General features: G+C 64.9%; 13 protein-coding genes. 11 read left to right on the plus strand and 2 right to left on the minus strand.

Annotated elements, in window-relative coordinates:
• Position 1: 1 nt before the first annotated feature.
• Positions 2 to 1,066 carry a polyamine ABC transporter substrate-binding protein gene (locus JG747_RS05395; protein ID WP_202361315.1) on the minus strand — a complete coding sequence of 355 codons (1,065 nt, stop codon included), beginning with the start codon at positions 1,064 to 1,066 and terminating at the stop codon, positions 2 to 4.
• Between the two features lie 299 nt (positions 1,067 to 1,365).
• Here JG747_RS05395 and JG747_RS05400 point away from each other — a divergent pair, with 299 nt between their 5' ends.
• From JG747_RS05400 to JG747_RS05415, 4 genes are read left to right on the plus strand one after another with little or no spacing between them, the layout of a single operon-like run.
• A complete protein-coding gene (locus JG747_RS05400) occupies positions 1,366 to 2,241 on the plus strand; it encodes a GntR family transcriptional regulator (RefSeq protein WP_240565047.1) in 876 nt (291 codons plus the stop codon).
• 10 nt (positions 2,242 to 2,251) lie between these two features.
• Positions 2,252 to 3,535 carry a glycosyltransferase gene (locus JG747_RS05405; RefSeq protein ID WP_202361316.1) on the plus strand — a complete coding sequence of 428 codons (1,284 nt, stop codon included), beginning with the start codon at positions 2,252 to 2,254 and terminating at the stop codon, positions 3,533 to 3,535.
• 5 nt (positions 3,536 to 3,540) lie between these two features.
• The gene (locus JG747_RS05410; protein WP_202361317.1) at positions 3,541 to 4,923 is read left to right on the plus strand and encodes a glutamine synthetase family protein; all 1,383 of its coding nucleotides are present in this window, start codon (positions 3,541 to 3,543) and stop codon (positions 4,921 to 4,923) included.
• Positions 4,924 to 4,925: 2 nt separating this feature from the next.
• Positions 4,926 to 6,224 carry an NAD(P)/FAD-dependent oxidoreductase gene (locus JG747_RS05415; protein ID WP_202361318.1) on the plus strand — a complete coding sequence of 433 codons (1,299 nt, stop codon included), beginning with the start codon at positions 4,926 to 4,928 and terminating at the stop codon, positions 6,222 to 6,224.
• Positions 6,225 to 6,460: 236 nt separating this feature from the next.
• Here JG747_RS05415 and JG747_RS05420 read toward each other — a convergent pair whose 3' ends face one another.
• Positions 6,461 to 7,231 carry an IclR family transcriptional regulator gene (locus JG747_RS05420; protein ID WP_202361319.1) on the minus strand — a complete coding sequence of 257 codons (771 nt, stop codon included), beginning with the start codon at positions 7,229 to 7,231 and terminating at the stop codon, positions 6,461 to 6,463.
• A gap of 119 nt (positions 7,232 to 7,350) precedes the next feature.
• On the opposite strand from JG747_RS05420, the gene JG747_RS05425 reads away from it, so the two are divergent.
• The 7 genes from JG747_RS05425 (at position 7,351) to JG747_RS05455 (ending at position 15,391) form a co-directional block, all read left to right on the plus strand.
• Positions 7,351 to 8,208 (plus strand): CoA transferase subunit A, encoded by an 858-nt coding sequence (locus JG747_RS05425; protein WP_038650424.1) that lies wholly within the window; start codon positions 7,351 to 7,353, stop codon positions 8,206 to 8,208.
• On the plus strand, positions 8,205 to 9,002 hold the full coding sequence (locus JG747_RS05430) for a CoA-transferase subunit beta (protein ID WP_202361320.1): 798 nt from the start codon (positions 8,205 to 8,207) through the stop codon (positions 9,000 to 9,002). Before JG747_RS05425 ends, JG747_RS05430 begins: the two co-directional genes overlap by 4 nt.
• Position 9,003: 1 nt before the next feature.
• Positions 9,004 to 10,209, plus strand: coding sequence for a 3-oxoadipyl-CoA thiolase (gene pcaF / locus JG747_RS05435; RefSeq protein ID WP_202362231.1), 1,206 nt, complete (start codon positions 9,004 to 9,006; stop codon positions 10,207 to 10,209).
• Between the two features lie 154 nt (positions 10,210 to 10,363).
• On the plus strand, positions 10,364 to 11,395 hold the full coding sequence (locus JG747_RS05440; protein ID WP_069090461.1) for a BMP family protein: 1,032 nt from the start codon (positions 10,364 to 10,366) through the stop codon (positions 11,393 to 11,395).
• 178 nt (positions 11,396 to 11,573) lie between these two features.
• Complete coding sequence (locus JG747_RS05445; RefSeq protein ID WP_202361321.1) at positions 11,574 to 13,085, plus strand: ABC transporter ATP-binding protein; 1,512 nt, start codon at positions 11,574 to 11,576, stop codon at positions 13,083 to 13,085.
• 309 nt (positions 13,086 to 13,394) lie between these two features.
• Entirely contained in the window at positions 13,395 to 14,450 is a 1,056-nt protein-coding gene (locus tag JG747_RS05450) for an ABC transporter permease (RefSeq protein WP_064981386.1), read from the plus strand.
• Positions 14,447 to 15,391: an ABC transporter permease gene (locus JG747_RS05455; protein ID WP_019861928.1), complete on the plus strand. Its 945-nt coding sequence runs from the start codon at positions 14,447 to 14,449 to the stop codon at positions 15,389 to 15,391. The genes JG747_RS05450 and JG747_RS05455 overlap by 4 nt, the downstream gene beginning before the upstream one ends.
• The last annotated feature ends 147 nt before the right edge of the window (positions 15,392 to 15,538 follow it).

Raw genomic sequence — 15,538 nt, forward strand, 5'->3', positions numbered from 1 at the left:
CTTACTGCGCGGCCTTGATCTCGCTGACGATCTTGGAATAGTCGCGCTGGGCTTCGCCGACATCGCGCAGCTGCTCGAACTTGACGAGATCGGCCACCGGCATAGCCATGTTGGGGAATTTCGCCAGGAAATCGGCGGGCAGGCTTTCCATCGCCGGCTTGTTCGGCACCTTGTAGTCGATGTTCTGCGCCGCCCAGGCGTGGTTCTTGGCGTCGAGCATGAAGTTGATGAACTTGAAGGCGTCGTCCTTGTGCTCGGAGGCCTTCATCACCACCATCGTGTCGACCCAGAGGTCCGAGCCTTCCTTCGGAATGACGTATTTGATCTCCGGCTTTTCGGCGATGCCGTAATTGCACCAGCCGTCCCAGGCCTGCACCATCAGCGCCTCGCCGGAAACCAGTTTGGAATAGAAGGTGGTGTCGTCATAGGCGAGCAGGGTCCTCTTGGCCGAGATCAAGAGGTCCTTGACCTCGGCCATCTTGGCCGGATCGGTCTCGTTGACGGAAAAACCCTTGTCGAGCTGGCCCGCGGCCAGCAGCCAGCGGTCGGTCGCCAGCATGGTGGTCTTGCCCTTCAGCGCATCTGAAGGCGCGAGCAGATCGCTCCAGCTCGTCGGCGCCGTCTTGACCAGGTCCGAGCGGTAGCAGAGGCCGGTCGTGCCCCAGGTGTAGGGCACGGAGAACGCGTTGCCGACATCGTGCGGCAGCTTGGTCGCTTCCGGATAGAGGTTGGCGAGATTGGGGATCTTGGCGTGGTCCATCGGCTCGGTCAGACCGAGCTTGTTCAGCACTTCGGCAAAGGGCGAAGAGACGAAGACCACGTCATAGCCCTTGCCGCCGGCGGCGATCAGCTTGCCCATGATCTCTTCATTGGTGGCGTGCACCACCACTTCGCCGGAGACGCCGGTGGCGGTCTTGAAGGCGGTCATGGCGTCGGGCGCCATGTAGCCGTCCCAGTTGGAGATGACGAGGTCGGCGGCGATTGCCGGCGCCGACAGCGCCAGGGCAAGGCCGAGAGCGATTGAAGAGACCTTGAGCGCACGGCGCTCCGGGCTGGTAGCGGTCATGGCAGACTCCCATTCCGGTTGATCGTCGAATTCTGTGCTGGACCGGACGCGACCCATGCCGCTGCCTTCGATCCTGTTCCCTCGGTCTTTTTTGTCGCCGATTGCCAGGACAGTACTATTGCAGAAAAAAGTACGTCAATCCATAATTTGCCAACCGACCGAGGAATCTGGCCGATTGCGCTTGCTCCGGCGATCAGCCAAACCAATGCGGTCACATCCGTCCGCCGAGACAAGTCATGCAAGCCGCAGCCCGACGACCTCGAACCAACCATCTCGACCTGGCGCAGCGTATCCTCGATGTGGCGCGCCAGCGCGGCTTCGAGCCCGGCGCGCGCCTGCCCGAACAGCAGATCGCCTCTTTGTGTAATGTCTCGCGCACGCCGGTGCGAGCGGCACTCAGCCTTTTGGCTGAGCGGGGCGTCGTGCGCTGGGAAGCCGATACCGGTTATCACCTGGCGGTCGACCTCGCCGCGCAGCCGGCCATATCAGCCGAGCTTCCCAGCGCGGAGGAAGACGAGCTGGCCGAGGCGATCCTGCGCGACCGCTCGGCGCGGCGGCTGGACCAGACGGTGACCGCCGCGGCGCTGATGCGACGCTACAGCGCTGATCGAAAGACGGTACTAAAAGCGCTTAATAAACTGACGGAAGAGAATCTGCTGGACCGCGCGCCCGGCCAGTCCTGGCTTTTCCGGCGCACGCCCGACGATCCGGAGGCGCAAGGCGAAAGCTACGAGTTCCGGCTGCTGCTCGAGCCGGCGGCGATCCTGACACCGGGCTTCCGGCTGGACGGCGCGCGCGCGGCGGCGTTGCGCCAGGGCATGGACGCCTTGTCGGCGCTGCCGGATGCCGCGTTCGACACGCGCGAGTTCCAGCGTCTGGACATGGATTTCCACGGCATGATCGCCGAGGGCTGCGCCAACCGCTTCATCGCCGACGCGCTGGCCGATCATCTCCGCCTGCGCCGGCTGCCGGGCATCTATGCCGGGGTCAACGTCTTCCGGCTGCGGCAATCCTTGCTGGAACACCTGAACATACTCGACCATCTCGAAAGCCGGCAGTATGAGGTGGCTGCCGATCTGCTTCGCATCCACCTGAGGCTCTCCCGCAACCAGCGACCACAAGCGGCCAGCCGCGGGGCGCCCGCCCTGTTCGGCATGATCAGCCGGCCGGAATGAAGAGGATTAATTGACGCGCAACGCCAGCCCGACCATCGCGCTGTTTCCCGAAGCCAGCTTCGGCGCCGCGTTGAATTGCGTCGGCATCGCGCAGGCCTTGCGAGCGCGGGGCGCCCGGCCCGTCTTCATCTGCCATGCTGGTTTCTCCGGTGTCTTTGCCGACTATGGTTTCCAGGAATATCAACTGCCCACCGACGAGCCGCTGAGCGACAGCGAGCGCCAGAGCTACTGGCAGGCCTTCGTGCGCCGGCACCTGCCGCATTTCCGGCTGAGCCCGATCGACCAACTCGAAACCTATGTCGCACCGACCTGGCAAGCGATCGTCGACACTGCGGTCAATGCCGAGGCGCCGCTGCGGCAATTGCTGGCGCGGCTGAAGCCGGACGCGGTGGTGCTCGACAATGTCATCATGTTTCCGGCGATCGCCGCCGCCGGCTGCCCCTGGGTGCGCGTCGTCTCCTGCGCCGAGACCGAGCTGCCGGACGCCGAGGTGCCGCCCTACCTTTCCGGGATGGCTGCCGATGACCCGCAACGCGCGGCGTTCGAGGCGCGCTATCTCTCGGCTTCGGCGCCGGCACATGACCGCTTCAACCGCTTTCGTGCCGATGCCGGCCTGGGACCGTTGCCGAAGGGCCTGTTCCTGGAAAGCTCGCCCGATCTCAATCTGCTGCTGACGCCAGCGATCGTGCGGCGCGAGCGGGCCGAACCGCTCGATCCGGCCCGCTTCGTCTATCTCGAAGGCTGCGTGCGCTCGGAAGGGCCGTTCGAGGTGCCGGTGTTTCCGCGCAATGGCGGGCCGCTGGTCTATGTCAGCTTCGGCAGTCTCGGCGCCATGGATGTCGGGCTGATCGAGCGCATGCTCGCAGTCTTCGACAGGCTGCCGGCGCGCTTCATCGTCAATGTCGGCGGCCTGCGCGACGCCTATCGCGCGGTGCCGGACAATGTCTATCTCGACGCCTGGTTTCCGCAGCCTTCGGTGGTGGCGAAGTCGGACCTGTTCATCCATCACGGCGGCAACAACAGCTTTTGCGAGGCGCTGCGCTTCGGCGTGCCGTCGCTGATCATGCCCTATTGCTGGGACGGACACGACAATGCACGCCGCGCCGAAGAGACCGGCACCGGCGACCATATCGGCCGTGACGGCTGGACCGAAGGAGTATTGGAGAGAGCCATTCTCGGCCTGCTGGCCGACGACGCCATGCGCGCCCGCCTGAGGGACAATGCAGCCCAGATGGCGCTGAAACCCGGAACGGACGTGGCCGCGCAAGCCATACTCTCTCTGATACGGACTTGAACGACATGCTTGATAAAAACACCAAGACCTCTCTCTCCAGCGGCAACGATCCCAAGGCCTGGCTGGCCCAGCACGGCATCACCGAGGTCGAATGCCTGGTGCCCGACATGAACGGCGTGCTGCGCGGCAAGGCGCTGCCGACGGTCAAATTTCTCAAGGCGCTGGAAGACCGCGCGCTCTATCTGCCGAGCAGCGCCTTCCTGGTCAGCATCGACGGCCGCTATTCCGGCTCGATCGACGAGGGCTTTGCCTATTCGGATCCGGATATGCGCATGGTGCCTGACGTTTCGACGCTGTGCCTGGCGCCGGGTGCCGGGGCCGGCAAAGCCTATGTCTTCGCCGACGCCTTCCACATGGACGGCCGGCCATGGATGGCCTCGCCGCGCCATGTGCTGCGCGCCGTGCTCGATCTCTACCGCCAGCGCGGCTGGCGCGCGGTGGTGGCGCCGGAGGTCGAATTCTATCTGACCGCGCCCAACCCCGATCCGGACAGGCCGCTGACCGCGCCGGTCGGCAGCAATGGCCGCGCGGAAACTGTGCAGCATCCCTACGACATGGTGGCACTGGAAGAATTCGAGCCGGTGATCCGGCGCGTCTATGATTATGCCGCGGCGGCCGGCCTGCCGCTCGATACGCTGATCCATGAATCGGGCACGGCGCAACTGGAGATCAATCTCCTGCATGGCGACGCGCTGCCGCTCGCCGACCAGGTGCTTTTGTTCAAGCGGCTGACGCGCCAGGCCGCGCAGCAATGCGGCATGCACGCCACCTTCATGGCCAAGCCGATCGCGGCCCAGGCGGGCAGCTCGATGCATCTGCACATGTCCATCATCGACGAGAAGACGGGCACTGCACTGTTTGCCAGCGACGATGATGCCGACACCGAGATGTTCGGCCATTTCATCGGCGGCCTGCAGAAATATGTGCCGGAAATCATGCCGCTGTTCACGCCGAACGTGAATTCGTTCCGCCGCATAAGGCCGAACCACAGCGCTCCGGCCAACATCGAATGGTCGCACGACAACCGCTCCTGCGGCCTGCGCGTACCGGCCGGTGGCCGCTCGGCGCGGCGGGTGGAGAACCGTTTGCCGGGCGCCGATTGTAATCCCTATCTGGCCATCGCCGGCTCGCTGCTCGCCGGCTATCTCGGCGTCGAGCAGAAGCTGGCGCGCTCGGCGGAAGCCACGGGCAATGCCTACAAGATCAAGAGCACGCTGCCGAAGACCATGGAGGAGGCGCTCGACCGCTTCACCGCCTGCGAGCCGGTGCGCAAACTCCTCGGCGAGGATTTCTTCCAGACCTATCTGCGCGTCAAGAGCATCGAGCTTGACCTGTTCCAGAGCGTGGTGACGAGCTGGGAACGCGATCACCTGCTGCTGAAGGTGTGATCATGGCATCTTCAACAGGTTTCAATTCCGGTCTCGATATCGGCAAATCCTACTATGTCGCCACCGCCAATCCGGCGCCGGACCATCCGGCGCTTGCCGGCGATGTCGAAGCCGATCTGGTCGTTGTCGGAGGCGGCTGCACCGGCCTGTCGGCTGCCCTTCACGCCGCCGAGCGCGGCCTGAAGGTGGTGCTGCTCGAAGGCGGCAAGATCGGCTGGGGCGCATCGGGGCGCAATGGCGGCCAGATGATCCCCGGCCTGCGCAAGGGCGCCAAGGGCCTGGTCAAGCTTTACGGGCCGGAGCGGGCGAAGGTGCTATTCGACCTTGCCTTCGAAGCACGCGGCCTAGTGCTCGATATCATCGAGCGCCACGCCATCGACTGCGATCTGAGGCTCAACGGCCATATGGTCGGCGCGGTCAACGGCTCCGATCTCAAGGATTTGGAGGAAGAGGCCAAGTGCCTCGAAAGCGTGATGAAGTTCCGCGATGTCGAGATCCTCTCGGCGGCGGACGCCCGCGCCAAGGTCGACACGCCTTATCACGGCGCGATGTATGAGCCGCTTGGCGGCCACATGCATCCGCTGAACTACACGCTTGGCCTTGCCCGCGCGGCAGTGGCCGCCGGCGTCGTCATCCACGAGAATTCGGTGGCGGTGAAACTGGAGCGCGAGCCTTCGATCCGGGTCTCGACAGCAAAGGGTTCGGTGCGCGCGAAACATGTCGTGCTGGCGGGCGACGCGCTGCTCAATGGGCTGGAGCCGCGCGTCAACAGCCGCATCATGCCGGTCGGCAATTACATCGTCGCCACCGAGCCGCTGGAGGGCAAGCGCAACGTCATCCCGGCCAATGTCGCGGTGTCCGACACGCGCTTTGTCGTCAATTACTACCGCATGTCGGCGGACGGCCGGCTGCTGTTCGGCGGCGGCGAGCGCTACACGCCATCGCCGCCGGCCGACATTGCCGGCTTCGTGCGGCCGCACATGGAAGGCACCTTCCCGCAGCTCAAGGGCTGCCGCATCGATCATGCCTGGGGCGGGCTGGTCTCTGTGACGACATCCAGGCTGCCGCATGTCGGGCACTATGGCGAGGTCTATTTCGCGCATGGCTATTCCGGCAAGGGCGTCATCCTGTCGACGCTGTCGGGCAAACTTTTGGCCGAGGCGATTACAGGCGACGCCTCGCGGCTCGATTTGTTCTCGACGCTGACTCCAATGCCGTTCCCCGGCGGCACGACGCTGCGCGGGCCGCTCTATGTGCTGGGCATGCTGTGGTACGCGATGCGGGATCGCATCAAGCATTGAAGGTTGGCGCAGTTACGCATCGAAGTTTGCGCTGCCCCTCACCTGCCTGCCGGCATCCTCTCCCCGTATAGTGACGGGGAGAGGGGCGCTACCATCGGCGATTTCGCCAATCACCAACGTTCCAACAAAAGGCGATGGCGTTGAGGCCAACCACTTTCTCCCCGTCACTATACGGGGAGAAATGCCCGGCAGGGCAATGAGGGGCGGCGCTGGCTTTGAAAGCTTTGGCGATTTGATTAGACGACGAAGAAATCTTCGATCCGCTCCCTGGCCTCAAGCAGCGCCGGCAGGATTTCCCGCTCCATCTCGGCGACCGAAAATCGCGCCGACTGCGTCGAGACATTGATCGCCGCGACCGTGCCGCCAGCGCGGTCGCGGATCGGCACGGCGATGGAGCGCAGGCCGAGCTCCAGCTCCTCGTCGACGATGGCAAAGCCGTCGGCTTTCGCCTTGCCGATGGCCTCGGCCAGGAGCCTGATGTCGGTGATCGTCTTCGGCGTCCGTCTCTCGATGGTCGCCTGGTGCAGAAACTCGTCGAGTTCCTCAGGCGCCAGTCCGGCGAGCAGAATGCGCCCCATCGAGGTGCAATAGGCGGGCAGCCTGGTGCCGACATCGAGCGACACGCTGAGGATTCGTCGGCCGGGAATGCGGGCGACATAGACGACATCCTGGCCCGACAGGATCGCGGCCGAGCAGGCCTCGTTCAGTTGCGCGGCGACCGCGCGCATGATCGGCGCGGCGAAGCTCCACAGCGAGCCGCCGCCCAGCCATGTGCGGGCAACGGCCAGCAGGCGCGGCGACAGCGAGAACACACGGCCGTCCTGGGTGGCATAGCCCGTGGCGACAAGCGTCAGCAGGAAACGGCGGGCGCCAGCACGGGTCAGGCCGGCTTCCTCGGCCATCCCGGTCAGCGTCATGCCAGAGGGGTGGCGGGCGAGGATCTCCATGACGGCAAGGCCGCGCTCAAGCGAGCCGACATGATCACGGGAAGCGGCCTCTTCGTCCATCTCACCTCCGCCAAACGGCATCGCCGCCAGGATTGACTCCACGACCTCACTCGGCGTAGAAAGTTTCGCATACAAAACAAAAGTTCGCAATACGAACTTTTTGAATCCGGAGCCGATCGATGGTCAAGTTCCTGCCGCTCAAACAGGCCGTGGCCGAGAATTTGAACGATGGCGATTCCGTCGCCTTCGAGGGCTTCACCCATCTGATCCCGACAGCCGCAGCGCATGAGGCGATCCGTCAGGGATTTCGAGATTTGACCCTGATCCGCATGACGCCGGACCTGATCTACGACCAGATGATCGGCATGGGCATGGCGAAAAGACTAATCTTCTCCTATGTCGGCAATCCCGGCGTCGGCCTGCTGCGGCGCGCCCGCGATTCCATCGAGAACGGTTTTCCCCGGACGATCGAGGTCGAGGAGCACAGCCATGCCGGCATGGCCAACGCCTATGAGGCGGGCGCGGCCGGCCTGCCCTGCGCGGTGTTCCGCGGCTATCGCGGCGCAGGCCTTGCTGCGGTCAACCCGAACATCAAGTCGGTCACTTGTCCGTTCACCGGCGAGGTGCTGGCGGCCGTTCCCTCGATCCGGCCTGACGTGACCTTCATCCATGCGCAGAAGGCCGACAAAAAAGGCAATGTGCTGGTCGAGGGCATCATCGGCATCCAGAAGGAGGCCGTCCTGGCGGCCAAGCGCGCTGTGGTGACGGTGGAGGAGGTGGTCGACAATTTCGACGATCTGCACCCCAACCTGACCGTGCTACCCCGGTGGACGATCGCGGCGATATCCGTCGTGCCTGGCGGCTCGCACCCGTCCTACGCGCATGGCTATTATGCGCGCGACAACGCCGCCTATCTCGAATGGGACGAGATCGCCGCCGACCGCGAGAAATTCCAGGCCTGGATGCAAGCGAACGTCATCGAGAAGAGCGCCGACGATTTCGCCGGCCGCGTCGACCATCTGAGGAAAGCGGCATGAGCGACAATCCGGGCTTCACCCCCAACGAGATGATGACGATTGCCGCCAGCCGCGCGCTGCGGAATGACGATGTCTGTTTCGTCGGCATCGGTGCGCCGTCCGCCGCCTGCAATGTGGCGCGGTTGACGCACGCGCCCGACATCACCTTGATCTACGAGAGCGGCACGATCGGCACCGCGCCTGATGTGCTGCCGCTGTCGATCGGCGACGGCGAATTGTGTGAGACCGCCGTCACCACCGTCGCGGTGCCGGAAATGTTCCGCTACTGGCTGCAGGGCGGCCGCATCTCGATCGGCTTCCTCGGTGCCGCACAGCTCGACAAGTTCGGCAACATCAACACCACGGTCATTGGGGACTATGTCCATCCCAAGACCAGGCTGCCCGGCGGCGGCGGCGCGCCGGAGATCGCGACCTCGTCGAAGGAGATCTACATCACCATGGCGCAGAGCAAGCGCGGCATGGTCGAGAAGATCGACTTCTTCACCTCCTTCGGCCATGGCGAGGGCGGCGATCACCGCAAGCGGCTTGGGATCGACACCGCCGGGCCGACGCTGCTGATCACCGATCTCGCCATCTGGAAGCCGGATCCGCTGACCAAGGAATTCACGGTCGTGTCGCTACATCCCGGCGTCACCCGCCAGCAGGTGCAGGAGAGCTGTGGCTGGATCGTAAAGTTCGCCGAGGCGCTTGACGAAACACCGGCGCCAAGCGAACTCGAACTCAATACATTGCGCGACCTGCAGGCCCGCACCAAGGCGGCGCATGAGGGAACGGGAAACAAGAAAGCTGCGTGACATGGCCGAGGCCTATATCTGCGACTACATCCGCACGCCGATCGGCCGCTTCGGCGGGTCGCTGTCCTCGGTGCGATCAGACGATCTCGGCGCCATACCCCTAAAGGCACTTGTCGAGCGCAATGCCGGCATCGACTGGCAGGCGGTGGACGACGTCGTCTATGGCTGCGCCAACCAGGCCGGCGAGGACAATCGCAACGTGGCGCGCATGGCGCTGCTGCTGGCCGGCCTGCCCAAGGAAATCCCGGGTTCGACCGTCAATCGCCTGTGCGGGTCCGGCATGGATGCGCTGACCATCGCCGCGCGGGCCATCAAGGCCGGCGAGGCGGAACTGATGATATCAGGCGGTGTGGAATCGATGAGCCGGGCGCCCTTCGTCATGCCCAAGGCCGATACGGCGTTTTCGCGCAATGCCGAGATCTACGACACCACCATCGGCTGGCGCTTCGTCAACCCGCTGATGAAGAAGCAATATGGCATCGATTCGATGCCGGAGACCGGCGAGAACGTCGCCGAGGATTTCGGCGTCTCGCGCGCGGCCCAGGACGCCTTTGCCGTGCGCAGCCAGGACAAGGCGGTCGCGGCGCAGGCCAATGGAAGGCTGGCCAAGGAGATCACCGCAGTGAGGATCCCGCAGCGCAAGGGCGATCCGGTCGTGGTGTCGAAAGACGAGCATCCCCGGGCCGGCACGACGGTCGAGTCACTGGCCAAGCTGCCGACGCCGTTCCGCCAGGGTGGCACGGTGACCGCCGGCAATGCCTCCGGCGTCAATGATGGCGCGGCGGCGCTGATCGTTGCCTCGGAAGCGGCTGTCAAAAAATACGGCCTGACGCCGATCGCCCGCATTCTCGGTGGGGCTGCCGCCGGCGTTGCGCCGCGCATCATGGGCATTGGCCCGGCGCCGGCGACGCAGAAGCTGGGCGCGCGGCTTGGCCTGACGCCAAAGCAATTCGATGTCATCGAGCTCAACGAGGCCTTTGCCTCGCAAGGCATCGCCGTGCTGCGCCAGCTCGGAATCGCCGAGGATGCCGAGCATGTCAATCCGAATGGCGGTGCCATCGCGCTCGGCCATCCCTTGGGCATGTCGGGCGCGCGCATCTCCGGCACGGCGGCGCTGGAACTGCGCGAACGCGGCGGCCGCTATGCTCTCGCGACGATGTGCATCGGCGTCGGCCAGGGCATCGCCATCGCGCTCGAACGGGCCTGACCGCCGCCTTCCCTTTGGCCAGCGAGAATCAGGGTTGGATTCGGCGTGTCGCCAAATTTGACCATGTGGACAAAAGTCCGGACCCGTTCCATAGTTCCCCGTCTGATTTTTAGAACGGCCGGCTCGACACGGCTGTCAAACAGAGGGGACTGCAATGGAAAACCGGAAGAACAAATTTTCGTCGACACGCGAAGGTCTCTCGCGACGCAATGTGCTGGAGCTCGGCGCGCTTGGCCTGGCAGCGGCCATGCTGCCGGGCGCGGCTTTCGCCAAGGAGAAGAAACTGAAGGTGGCGGCGATCTTCGCCACGCCGATCGAGGAGCCGTGGGACAACCAGATCCATGTCGCCCTGCAGAAGGCGGAGAAGGAACTCGGCATCGAATACAAATGGTCCGAAAAAGTTCAGACCGCCGACTTCAGCCGCGTCATGCGCGAATATGCGCAAGGCGGCTACCAGCTGGTGCTGGGCGACGCCTTCGCCGCCGAACGTGAATCGCGCCGCACCGCAAAACAGTTCCCGAAGACCGCCTGGCTGTTCGGCTCTGGTGCCGGCCCGGCCGAACCCAATTTCGGCGTCTTCGACAACTGGATCCACGAGCCCGCCTATCTCTCGGGCATGATCGCCGGCAAGATGTCGAAGTCGGGCACGGTCGGCGCCGTCGCGGCGATGGGCATTCCGGAAGTGAACCGGCTGGTCAACGCCTTCTTCGCCGGCGCCAAGGAGGTCAACCCGAACGTCAAGAAGAAGGTCGCCTTCATCGGTTCCTTCTTCGATCCGCCCAAGGCCAAGGAAGCCGCGGTCGCGCAGATCGATGCCGGCGTCGACGTCATCTATGCCGAGCGCTTCGGCGTCATCGAGGCGGCGGTCGAGAAGAAGATCCTCGCCATCTCCAACATGTCGGACCAGTCGAGCCTCGGCCCCGACACGGTCATCACCGGCCCGGTGTGGGACATGTATCCGACGGTCGAACAGGCGATCAAACTGGTCAAGGCTGGCGTCTACACCGCGCAGGACTATGGCGACTTCTCGCGCATGGCCAAGGGCGGTTCCTATCTCGCCCCCTACCACAAGTTCGACAAGACGCTGCCGGCCGAGGTCAAGGATCTGGTCGAGAAGAAGAAGGCCGAGATTCTTGAGGGCAATTTCCGCGTCGACGTGGATGAAAATACGCCGGTTTCGGATTGAGGCTTGCTCACCCTCCCCTTGTGGGGAGGGTCGATCCGCGAAGCGGAGCGGGGTGGGGGTCTTCAGCGCCGCACCCCCACCCCGGCTCACGATCTCCGCTTCGCTGCGATCGTAAGCCGACTCTCCCCACAAGGGGGAGGGTGAGGAGCCGCGCCATCTCATCGGAGCATTCTGACCCTTGTCCGCCCCACTCATCGAAATGCGCGGCATCACCAAGAGCTTCGGCGCCGTCAAGGCGAACGAGGCTGTCGACCTCAGCGTCGCGCCCGGTGAAATCCTCGGCCTGCTGGGCGAGAACGGCGCCGGCAAGACGACGCTGATGAATGTGCTGTTCGGCGCCTACGCGCCGGATGCCGGGGAAATCCTGGTCCAGGGGCAGCCGGTACGGATCACCAGTTCAGCCGATGCGCTGGCCGCCGGCATCGGCATGGTGCATCAGCATTTTCACCTCGCGCCACGGTTGACGGTGCTGGAGAACCTCTTGATCGGCATTCCGGGCAAAGGCGGGCGGATCGACCGCGCCGGCGGGCTGGCGCGGCTGGCCGAAATCGGCCGCCAGCATGGACTGACGCTCGATCCCGACCTGCCGGTCTCGGCGCTGTCGGTCGGCGAACAGCAGCGGCTCGAGATCGTCAAGGCATTGTTTCGCGGCGCGAGGCTTCTGATCCTCGACGAGCCGACGGCGGTGCTGGCGCCGAGCGAGGTCGACGGGCTGTTTTCGGCGCTGCGCTCGATGGCGGCGCAAGGCCTCGGCATCATCTTCATCTCGCACAAGCTCAACGAGGTGCGGGCGCTCACCCATCGCTGCACGGTGCTGCGGCATGGGCGCGTCGCCGGTCGCGTCGACGATCCGGCCAACACGACATCCGCCGCCATGGCGCAGCTGATGTGTGGCCACGAGATCGTGCCGCCGGCCAGGGGGCCATCAACGCCGGGCGAAGCGGTGCTGACGCTCGATGGCATTTCCACCTCGAACCATGCAGGCACGGTGCTGCGCGGTGTGTCGCTTGCCGTCCGCTCCGGCGAAATCCTCGGCATTGCCGGCGTGTCCGGCAATGGCCAGCGGGCGCTGGCGGAGGTGATTTCGGGCGTGCGCTCGCCCGATGCCGGCCGGATGACGATCGCCGGCCAGACGGTCTCGCGGTTCTCGCCGCGCGAGGTGCAGGCGCTCGGCCTCGGCCGCATCCCGGAGGACCGCATGACCACGGGTCTGGTCACCAATCTGCCGCTTGCCGATTCGATGGTGCTGCCACGCATCGGTACCGCCGCGTTCAGCAGCAAAGGCCTGCTCAAGCCGGATGCGATCCGCACCTTCGCCGAAGAACAGATCAAGGCCTACGATATCAGGTGCCCCGGGCCGATGACACGTGCCGGGGCGCTGTCGGGCGGCAATCTGCAGAAGGCGCTGTTGGCGCGCGAACTCGCTTTCGATCCGAAGGTTCTGATCGTCTCGCAGCCGACGCGCGGCCTCGACATTGGGGCGGCGCGCTTCATCCACGAAAAATTCCTCGACATGCGGGCCAAGGGCTGCGGCATCATCGTCATCGGCGAGGATCTGGAAGAACTCCTGGTGCTCTGCGACCGCATCGCGGTGATGTATGAGGGCCGCATCGTCGGTACGCTCGACAGTGCTGATGCGACGATCGCGCGGCTCGGCCTGCTGATGACCGGGGCGGAGGGGAGGGCATAGCATGGATTTTCCGCCGCGGCTCTTCGCACGGACCTCAAAGGATATCGCCCGCTTTTGGCTGACTTTGAATGTCGGCGCCGCCCCTCACCTGCCTGCCGGCATCCTCTCCCCGTATAGAGACGGGGAGAGGGGCGCTCTCATCGCTGCTTTCGCCAACCACCGACGTTGCACGAAAAGTGCCGAGGTCGCGGGCAGTTCCCTTCTCCCCGTCCCTATACGGGGAGAAGGTGCCGGCAGGCGGATGAGGGGCAGCGCCAACGCCGGATCCGTCGGTTGGGCTGCTGCGCCGAGTGCGGAGGGCCACAGCTGATGTTTCGCCTGGAAGTTCGCACCTCGACGCCGACCTGGTTCAATCTCGCGCTGCCGTTGCTGGCGATCGCGGCAACGCTTGTCCTGTGCAGCGGCCTGATCGCGCTGGCCGGCGCCGGCATTCTGGAATCCTACGGCGTGATGTTCACCGCCTCGCTCGGCGACAGCTACGCCATCACCGAAACGCTGGTGCGCGCCGCACCGATGATCTTCACCGGGCTGGCGGTCGCCGTCGCCTTCCGCGCCAAATTCTGGAACATCGGCGCCGAGGGGCAGTTGCTGGCCGGTGCCGTCGCCAGCTGCTTTGTCGGCGCCATCCCGATGCCGGGAGCGCTCGCCATGCTGTTGATGGCAATCGCCGGCGCCGCCGCCGGTGCGGCCGTCGCGCTGGCGCCCGCGACGCTGCGGGTCAAATTCAAGGTCGACGATGTCGTCAGCTCGCTGTTGCTCAACTCGGTCATCTACTACGCGCTGATGGCGCTGATCGAAGGACCGTGGAAGGACAGTTTCAGCGGCTATCCGATCTCGCCGCCGATCGAGGATTCGGCCAATTTCCCAGTGCTGATTGAAGGCACGCGGCTGCATCTGGGCGTCATCGTGGCGCTGATCGCAGCACCGCTGATCTGGTTCCTCATCGCGCGCACGACGCTTGGTTTCCGCATCAGGGTCACCGGCGAGAACCCGGAAGCCGCCCGCTATGGCGGCATCCATGTCGAGCGGGTGCTGCTCTCGACCGCGTTGCTGTCCGGCGCGCTGGCGGGGCTCGCCGGCGTCGGCGAAGTCGGCGGCGTGCATTTCCAGGTGATGAGCGACATCTCGCCGGGCTACGGCTATTCCGGCATCGTCGTTGCCATGTTGGCGCGGCTCAATCCGCTGGGCGTCGTGCCAGCGGCGATCTTCCTCGCCGCCGTGATGACCGGCGCCGAGGCGATGTCGCGCGCGACAGGCGTGCCGGCCTTCCTGAGCGACGTCATCCAGGGCACTGCCTTGCTAGCCATGCTGGTGGCGCTGCTGTTTACCGCCTATCGCATCCGCCGCGTTGGAGTCGCCACATGAGCGTGGTGCTGGAACAGATCTTCCAGGTCGGCTTCCTGGCCGCCATCATCCGCATCGCCACGCCTTTGGCTTTCGCCACGCTCGGCGAAATGTTCTCCGAGCGGGCCGGCGTGCTCAATCTCGGCATCGAAGGCATCATGCTGCTCTGCGCCATGACCGGCTTCACCGCCACCAGCCTCAGCGGCAGCCTGTGGCTCGGCGTCCTGGTGGCAGTGCTGACCGGCATGCTGATGGGCGCGCTGCATGCGCTGTTCACCGTGATGCTGGGCCTCAGCCAGCATGTCTGCGGCATTGGCGTGACTTTGTTCTCGTCGGGCCTTGCCTATTTCCTCTACCGGCTGATCTTCGGCCAGCAATCGGTGCCGCCTGCCATCAAGGGTTTTCAGACGCTGCCGATCCCGGTTCTGTCGGACATTCCGGTGCTCGGACCGGCGGTGTTCAACCAGTTCGCACTGGTCTACATGGCGATCGTTGCCATACCGCTCGCCGCCTTCGTGCTTTACCGCACACCCTGGGGTCTGTCGGTCCGCATGGTCGGCGAGAACCCGCGCGCAGCGGACTCCGCTGGCGTCAGCGTCATTGCCACGCGCTTCCAGGCCGTCATCCTCGGCGGCGCGCTGATGGGGCTGGCCGGCGCCTTCCTGTCGATGGCGCAGTTCAACGCCTTCACCTTCGGCGTCGTGTCAGGGCGCGGCTGGGTGGCGATCGCGCTGGTGGTGTTCGGCCGCTGGGACCCGTGGCGTTCGGCGGGCGCGGCACTGCTGTTTGCCTTCGTCGATGCGTTGCAACTGCGCATGCAGGCCAGCGGATTGGGGCATATCCCCTACGAAGCGTTCCTGATGCTGCCGTTCATCTTCACCATCGTCGCCATGGCTGTGATGTCGCGCAATGCGGTGGCGCCCTCGGCGTTGTTGAAGCCGTTTCGCAGGGAAGAGCGTTAGCAAGGCTTGGGTTCCTCGCCCCCGCAAAAGCGGGGAGAGGTGGCCGCGAAGCGGTCGGAGAGGGGGCCTGCGACGCTGGTGAATTGTTTACGAGTCCAAGGAAAGTCGCGCCATTCCCCCTCTCCGTCTCGGCTTCGCCGAGCCACC

This window comes from Mesorhizobium sp. 131-3-5 (genome assembly GCF_016756575.1).
GTDB classification, from domain to species: Bacteria; Pseudomonadota; Alphaproteobacteria; order Rhizobiales; family Rhizobiaceae; genus Mesorhizobium; species Mesorhizobium jarvisii.